The organism is Bartonella sp. AA83SXKL, assembly GCF_042196965.1.
In the GTDB taxonomy this organism is placed as follows: Bacteria; Pseudomonadota; Alphaproteobacteria; order Rhizobiales; family Rhizobiaceae; genus Bartonella.
The window spans coordinates 433-668 of record NZ_JBHIRG010000222.1; the positions used below are offsets into that span (position 1 = coordinate 433).

General features: G+C 30.9%; 1 pseudogene. It reads right to left on the reverse strand.

Going from position 1 to position 236, the window contains the following annotated elements:
* A pseudogene (locus ACFINO_RS10755) lies at positions 1-98 on the reverse strand (translation initiation factor IF-1); the annotation flags it as partial.
* Positions 99-236 lie beyond the last annotated feature (138 nt).

The window sequence follows — 236 nt, forward strand, 5'->3', positions numbered from 1 at the left end:
ATAATTTCATGATCATTTTCCAGTTTTACGCGAAACATCGCATTCGGTAAAAGTTCAGTTACGATACCAGAAAACTCCAAGACTTCTTCTTTTGACATAAACAATAATTTCCTTTATAGACAGTTGATGCGTTTTTGAGCAGCACGTTATTTTTCAGCGTTCATACCTTATTTTCTTGGTTTTGTGAACAAAAATTCAACAAAAAGGAAAAGGTTTTTCTTTTTATATTTGTTTCT